Raw genomic sequence first — 7,281 nt, 5'->3', positions numbered from 1 at the left:
CCCATGGATCCACCATCACCGCATGAATTCCAGCCGGCCCGTCTCAGCCGGCCCGTCTCAGCCGGCTCGTCTCAGCCGGCTTGCTTCAGCGCGGCTTTTTCGGCGCGTAATTCCTCGATCGAGCGAACGCTGCGCCGTGCGGCGCCCGCCCACTCGCGGGTCTTCACCTGGGATGTCGACAGCCGCTCCCTGGCCGCCGGAACCGCATGGGCATATTGCGGCAGCCAGGCCGCCTGGGCGACGACCATTTCGTCGACCATCTGCCAGACTTCCTCCGGCGTCGAAACCGCGCCGACCAGCGGGTCATGCAGCACGGCGAGCTTCAGAAGATCGATGTCGCCTGATATCGCGGCATGCACCGACATGCGCTGGACGTTGATCGAAGCGATGCAGGTGGCGGCGCAGGCCTCCGGCAACGTGATGCCGGCGGCCATGTTGATGCCAAAACGGTCGACGAAGCCGGGCGACTCGATGATGGCATCCTGTGGCAGGTTGGTGATCACGCCATTGTTCTTGACGTTGAAGTGGCCGCGATAGACCCGGTTGGTCTCCAGCGCCTCCAATATGTGGCTGGCATGCTCGTTGGAGCGCTTCGCCTGGTCGATCGGCTTTGATGCCGCTTCGAGGAACTGCGGATATTCCGTCTCGAACCAGTTGCGGGTTTCGGTGGAGTAGCGGAGATAGCCGCCTGTCTCGCCGTGAATCCAGTCGGACATATCGATCCAGCGCGTGATCTCGTCGGGACGTTTGCGGTACCAGGGCAGATATTCGGAAAGATGGCCGTTGCTCTCGGTCGAGTAGACGCCGAAGCGCTTCAGAACGTCGATGCGCAGTTTCTCCTGCCTGGAATAGACGGGATGCGCCTCGAAGGCAGCCACCAGTTCGTCCTTGCCGATGGGGCGGCCGTTCAGGCGCAGGTCGATGAACCAGGTCTGGTGGTTGATGCCGGAACAGACATAGTCGAGTTCCTGCGTGGACTTGGCGCCCAGCACCTCGGCGATCTGTTCGGCGCCGTGCTGGACGCCGTGGCAGAGCCCGACAGTGTCGACCTTGCCGTATTCGATCGCCGCCCAGGTGTTCATCGCCATCGGGTTGGCGTAGTTCAGGAATTTGACGTTCGTCTCGGCGACCTCGCGCATGTCCTTGCAGAAATCCAGGATCACCGGGATGTTGCGCTGTCCATAGAGAATGCCGCCGGCGCAGATCGTATCGCCGACGCATTGGTCGATGCCGTATTTCAGGGGAATGCGGATATCGTCGGCATAGGCTTCGAGACCGCCGACCCTCACGCAACTGATGACGTAGCGTGCGCCTTCGAGCGCCTTGCGGCGGTCGGTCGTCGCCGTCACCCTGGTCGGCAACCTGTTTGCCTCGACGATCCTGTCGAGGATCGCCTTGATCATCTGAAGGTTGTGCTCGCTTACATCGGTGAGCGCAAATTCGATGTCCTTGAATTCGGGCACGCACAGGATGTCGGTGAACAATTTCTTGGTGAAGCCGACGCTGCCGGCACCGATGATAGCGATTTTGAAACTCACCAGCCGCACCTCATTCCATTTCGAATTGCAGGCAAGGAATGACAATGGGAAGCTGTTGCCACATGCCGTGGCATGTGTGCAGGACAAGCCGGAAACCGGCTCGCCAACCTCCCTGTCCGCTCCTCGACTGCGGATCTCTCTCGCTTTTCGACGGCGATTATGCGCTTATTCGCGAGCGCGACCAGAGAAGGATTATGCTTTCAAGGGTAATTTTGTGCTGCAGGATTTGATAAACAACGGACAGTCCATGCGCACGATCTCGCTGCCGCGCGGCCGCCAGCGCCTGCACGCCATGCCGACGAGCACGGGCATGAAGTGCGCGAGGACGAGATCTACGACTGGGATGGGCGCAGGCGCGGCCAGACGCCGTTCACCGTGCTCCAACACACGATCAGCGGAACCGGCCGGCTGCGCTACGAGAACCGCAATTACCGCCTGCAGAAGAACGACACATTGCTGGTGCTGGTGCCGCACAACCACCGCTACTGGCTGGCCGAGGATGAGCGCTGGGAATATTTCTGGATTTCGATGAACGGCGAGGAGGCGCTGCGCATCCACAAGTCGATCCTCAGCGTCTCGGGTCCGGTATTTCGGCTGCAGCCGGCGACGATCGATCATCTTGCCGATTGCAGCCTGCGCCTGATCAAAGGGGCCGCTTCGCCGGGTGCTGCTTCGGCGGTCGCCTATGAGGCTGCGATGGCGCTCTATGACGATGTCTTCGGCTCCCATGCCTTTGCCGAAAAACAGAGCGCCATGCAGCCGGTCATCGATCACATCAACGCCAATCTCGACGGGCCGCTGCCGGTGGCGGACCTGGTCCAGATCAGCGGCCTCAGCCGGGCCCATTTCTCACGCTGTTTTGCTGAAAGCGAAGGCTTGCCGCCTGCCGAGTTCGTGCTGCAGCAGCGTCTGCAACGCGCGGCGAAGCTGCTGACCAAGGCGGATTTTCTGCCGGTGAAGGAGGTCGCCATCCTGTGCGGCTTCGAGGACGCGAACTATTTTTCAAAAGTCTTCCGCCGCTGCTACGGCATCACGCCGAGCCAATTCCGCACCACCGGCATGTATGCCAATTTGCGGACACCGGCCAGGCGTGGCGTCAGGGCGCCTGATGACGAGACCTGACGCCGCGACGGTTAAAAAGGCAGCCAGCTAGGCAGCGCGCCGACTGCCGCCATCCAGCCATTCGAGATCGGCTTGCGACAGCGTGATGTCGAGAGCGCGCAGGCTGTCGTCCAGCTCATCCAGCGTGCGTGGCCCGATCAGCGGGATGGATGGGAAGGGCTGAGCGAGCACATAGGCCAGCGCAATATGAATCGGGCTCTTGCCCAGTCTCGCGGCAAGTTCGACCGCCCGGTCGCGGCGGCCGAAATTCCGCTCGGAGTACCAGACCCGCACCAGTTCCTCATTGTCTTGCTTGTCCCGACCTGCGCGATCGGTGAAGAAGCCGCGCCCCTGACTCGACCAGGCGAAATTCGGCATCTGCCTGGATGTCAGCCAGGCCTTCCATGGATCCCTGGAGGACGTGACGCAGCCTGCCCAGATCGGCTCCAGCATTTCAGCCAGCGAGAAATTGTTGGACAGCGCGCCGGGCTTTTGCTTGCCGGTACGCTCGGCATAGGCAATTGCCTCATCCATGCGTTCCATCGTCCAATTCGAGCCGCCGAACGGGCCGCGGATGCGGCCGGCCTTGACCTCACGATCCATCGCATCGACGAATTCGCCGACCGGCACATCGGGATTGTCGCGGTGCATGAAGTAGACATCGACGTGGTCGGTCTGCAGGCGTTCGAGCGACTGGTCGAGCTGCTTGCCGATCACATCGGGATAGCACAGCGGCGAGTGCGCGCCCTTGGCGATGACCACCGATTGCGCGCGCACGCCACGGTTTTTCAACCACTCGCCAAGCAGCTTCTCGGTATAGCCCCCGCCATAGACATAGCCGGTGTCGAAGAGATTGCCGCCGGCCTCGAAAAAGGCATCGAGCAGGATCGAGCCTGAGGAAAAGGTACGGAAATCCTCGAAGCCGAGCGCCACCACCGATGCCGACTTCGACAGGCCGGGAATGGTGCGCTTGGCGATCGCCGTGCCGCCGGACCGCAAAGGCCGGCCGGAGATGGTGTTGGTGCGCTGCGCGGCTTTCTCGATCCCGTATTCCAGGCCGGCTGCCGCCCGCCATTTGTCCAGCACGCGCAAGGTGCCGAGGCTTTCCGCCCATGCCATGCCCGGCCAGGCGAATTCTTGGCCGCCGGCTCGGATCGCCTCACCGGCTGCGTCGACCTCGAAGGAATAGACATGGCGCTTCTCGTCGACGCTGATGGTCTGGCGCGCGCCGGTGGATGCGATGATGTCGATCCGGCCGAGGCCGACGTCGCGGTTGCCGCCGGCGAACCAGAAGTCCGGCACTTCGATACGGCCCTTTGTGCCCAGGACGCGCAGCACATTGTCCTGGTTGAGCGAAATGCTGCAGGAGACTTCGGCGACAATGCCGCCTGGGAAATGCAGCAGCGCGGACGCCCATTCGTCGACGCCGGACTGGCCCAGATGGGCGGTGCCGACCACCTTGTCCGGCTCGCTGAATGGCTTTCCGACGGCCGCACCGGCAATCAGCCGAACCATCGAGACGGGATAGCCGCCAACGTCGAGAATGCCGCCGCCGGCGAGATCGTTGGCATAGAGCCGGTGCTGCGGCATGAAGCCCGGCATGGCGAAGCCGAAGCTCGATTTGATCATCCTGATGTCGCCGATGATACCTGACCTGATCAGTTCGACCAGCTTCTTGGTCTGCGGGTGCAGCCGGTACATGAAGGCTTCGCCGAGGAATGTGCCGGCCTTGCGTGCGGCGTGCATCATGGCATCGGCTTCGAAGGCGGTCAGCGCAAGCGGCTTTTCGCACAGCACATGCTTTCCGGCCTCGGCCGCCTTGATCGCCCATTGCGCATGACCGGGATGCGGTATCGAAATGTAGATGGCATCGATGTCGGGATCGGCGAGCAGCGCGTCGTAGCCGTCGAGAATGCGGGCGCCGGGAAAACTCTCGGCGAGGCCGGGCTTGGCGGGATTTCGCGCGCCGATGGCGACCAGCTTTCCGGTGCGCGAAGCGGCCACGCCACCGGCAAAGGACTGGGCGATGCTGCCCGGGCCGAGGATGCCCCAGCGAATGGGCGTGGTTGCAGTCATTGTCATTCTCCTTGAAGGCTGGAAAGGGCCGGCGGTCAGCGCAGCCGCAGTCCTTTTTCGTCGAACAGGTAGGATTTGCGGATGGAAACGGTGATCTCTGATGTGTCGGGAACCTTCGTCGCGTCGCGCTGGATCACCACGTCGTCACCGTTGGCCGTTCTGGCGTAGAGGAAACTTGTGCCGCCCAGGTGCTCGACCACGTCGATGGCAACCACGAGGTCGGCGTCGCCCTCTCCGGCATTGCCGAAATGTTCGGGCCGCACGCCGACAATGACCTTGCTGCCGATTTTTGGGCTGCCCATTTCAGGTGCAGCGCCGGTCAGCGGTTGCGTGATGCAGGTCTTCTCCTGACCCGCCAGCTCGACCACGACACCACGCGCATCGTGCCCGACGACCCGGCCTTTGATGAAGTTCATCTTCGGCGAGCCGACAAAGCCCGCGACGAACTGATTGTCGGGGTTGTCGTAGAGATCGAGCGGGCGGCCGATCTGCTCGATATGGCCGGCGCGCATCACGACGATCCTGTCGGCGAGCGTCATCGCCTCGGTCTGGTCGTGCGTGACATAGACCATTGTCGTGCCGAGCTCCTTGTGCAGCCGGGAGATCTCGACGCGCATCTGGACGCGCAATTCGGCGTCGAGGTTGGAGAGCGGCTCGTCGAACAGGAACACCTGCGGTTCGCGCACGATGGCGCGGCCGATGGCGACGCGCTGGCGCTGTCCGCCGGAGAGTTTTTTCGGGCGCCTGTCCATCAATTCGCTGATGCGCAGGATCTCGGCCGCCCGCTTCACCCGCCGTTCGGTGTCGGCCTTTGGATTGCCGGTCATGCGCAAGCCGAAAGAGAGGTTCTGTTCGACGCTCATATGCGGATAGAGTGCGTAGGACTGGAACACCATGGCGATGCCACGGTCGGCCGGCTCGACATCGTTGACCACCTTGCCGCCGATGGCGATCTCGCCGCCGCTGATGTCCTCGAGCCCGGCGATCATCCTGAGCAGCGTCGATTTTCCGCAGCCGGAGGGCCCGACGAAGACGACGAACTCGCCGTCCTTGATGTCGATGCTGGCGCCATGGACGACCTCGAAGACACCGAAGCGCTTGACGACATTGTTGAGCGTGACCGTTGCCATGCTGCCCCTTACTTGACCGCGCCGGCGGCGATGCCGGCGATGAAATGGCGCTGCAGCAGCACGAAGACGACGAGCATCGGCACCGTCAGCATCACCGCGCCCGCCATGATGCCGCCCCATGACACCTTGGTGAGGCCGATCAGCGTGCCGAGCGCCACCGGCGCCGTCATCGAACCGGGTTGGCTGTTGATCAAAAGCGGCCACAGATAATTGTTCCAGGAGGCGAGGAACAGGATGATGGCGAGTGCGGCCAGCATCGGCCGCGTCAAAGGCAGCGCGACGAAGAGGAAGATGCGCCATTCCTTGACGCCTTCGACGCGCGCAGCATCGAAGAGGTCGTCCGGCATCATTGAAAAACTCTGCCGCATGAACAGCACGCCGAGCGAATTGAACAGCGGCGGCACGATCAGCGCCACCCAGGTGTTGGCGAGCTTGAAGTCGCGCGCCACCATGATGAATTGCGGGATCAGCACGACCGCATAAGGCAGCGTTATGGTGCCGAGGATGATGGCGACAACCACGCCCTTACCGAAGAACTGGTAGCGGGCCAGCGCCCAGCCGGCCATCGACGTCAGCAGCACCGACAGGATTGTGTAGGTCACCGCCACCGAGACCGAAATGCCGATGGCGCCGACGAAGTTCGTGTCACGCTGCAGATTGTTGAAATTGTCGATGAAATTGCCGTGCGGCAAAAGCTCGATGCCGGGGCTGAAGATGCCGTTGTCCGGCATGGTCGAGAACACCACCATCATCCACAGCGGAAACAGCCAGATCAGCGCCAATGGCGTCAGGAACAGATGCAGAGCGATGCTGCGTCCCAGTCTGGCGGAGGAGCGCGAACTCATTTCGGTTCCCTCGTCAGCCACAGCTGCGCCAGCGTGATGGCGATCGCCAGCCCGGCCATGGTGTAGGCGACGGCCGACGCATAGCCGAAATTGAGCGACCTAAAACCCTGGCGATAGAGCAGCAGGCCAAGCGTCTCCGTACCGCCGCCAGGTCCGCCGCGTTCGGTGATCAGGAACGGCTCGGTGAACAGCTGCATGGTGCCGATGATCGACAGCACAAGGCAGAATACGATGACCGGCTTCAAGAGCGGCAGGGTGATGTAGAAGAACTGCTTGAGCTTGCTGACGCGGTCGAGCGTCGCCGCTTCGTAGACATCTTCGGGAATGGACTGCATGCCGGCGAGCAGGATGATGGCGTTGTAGCCGGCCCAGCGCCAGGTCACCGCGATCATGATCAGCGCCATCGCCGGCGTGACGTTGGAAAACCAGTCGATCTTGGGCAGGCCGATGCTGTTCAACAGCTTGTTGATGATGCCGAAATCGAGGTTGAACATCAGCCGGAACACAGCCGAATAGGCGACCTCGCCGACCACCACCGGGGCGAAGAAGGCAAAGCGGTAAAGGCCGCGCGCCTTGAGCAGGGGCGAGTTC

Annotated in this window: 5 protein-coding genes and 1 pseudogene; 1 reads left to right on the top strand and 5 read right to left on the bottom strand. The window is 62.4% G+C overall.

All coding sequences use genetic code 11. From position 1 onward, the window contains the following. Positions 1-71 precede the first annotated feature (71 nt). Positions 72-1,538 carry an alpha-glucosidase/alpha-galactosidase gene (locus tag EN749_RS26595; protein WP_128364287.1) on the bottom strand — a complete coding sequence of 489 codons (1,467 nt, stop codon included), beginning with the start codon at positions 1,536-1,538 and terminating at the stop codon, positions 72-74. A 247-nt stretch (positions 1,539-1,785) separates the two neighbouring features. Between EN749_RS26595 and EN749_RS26590 the strand changes: the two are divergent. Beyond that, positions 1,786-2,660, top strand: a pseudogene (locus EN749_RS26590) (AraC family transcriptional regulator). Positions 2,661-2,687: 27 nt separating this feature from the next. On the opposite strand, the gene EN749_RS26585 reads toward EN749_RS26590, so the two are convergent. The 4 genes from EN749_RS26585 to EN749_RS26570 all read right to left on the bottom strand — a co-directional run. Further along, on the bottom strand, positions 2,688-4,715 hold the full coding sequence (locus EN749_RS26585) for an aldo/keto reductase (protein WP_128364286.1): 2,028 nt from the start codon (positions 4,713-4,715) through the stop codon (positions 2,688-2,690). 35 nt (positions 4,716-4,750) lie between these two features. After that, a complete protein-coding gene (gene ugpC, locus EN749_RS26580; protein ID WP_128364285.1) occupies positions 4,751-5,845 on the bottom strand; it encodes a sn-glycerol-3-phosphate ABC transporter ATP-binding protein UgpC in 1,095 nt (364 codons plus the stop codon). Between the two features lie 8 nt (positions 5,846-5,853). Further along, a complete protein-coding gene (locus tag EN749_RS26575) occupies positions 5,854-6,690 on the bottom strand; it encodes a carbohydrate ABC transporter permease (RefSeq protein ID WP_128364284.1) in 837 nt (278 codons plus the stop codon). After that, on the bottom strand, positions 6,687-7,281 hold a 595-nt coding region (locus EN749_RS26570), incomplete at its 5' end, for a sugar ABC transporter permease (RefSeq protein WP_145991012.1). The genes EN749_RS26575 and EN749_RS26570, both read right to left, overlap by 4 nt.

It is taken from the genome of Mesorhizobium sp. M7A.F.Ca.ET.027.02.1.1 (assembly GCF_004022985.1).
Classification (GTDB): Bacteria; Pseudomonadota; Alphaproteobacteria; order Rhizobiales; family Rhizobiaceae; genus Mesorhizobium.
Note: the sequence above shows the minus strand (reverse complement) of the source record. Positions and strands in the feature narration are given on the sequence as shown.

Coding starts and splice junctions, on each gene's coding strand:
- EN749_RS26585 (WP_128364286.1), bottom strand. CDS start 4,715: ATGACTGCAACCACGCCCATTCGCTGGGGCATCCTCGGCCCGGGCAGC.
- ugpC (WP_128364285.1), bottom strand. CDS start 5,845: ATGGCAACGGTCACGCTCAACAATGTCGTCAAGCGCTTCGGTGTCTTC.
- EN749_RS26575 (WP_128364284.1), bottom strand. CDS start 6,690: ATGAGTTCGCGCTCCTCCGCCAGACTGGGACGCAGCATCGCTCTGCAT.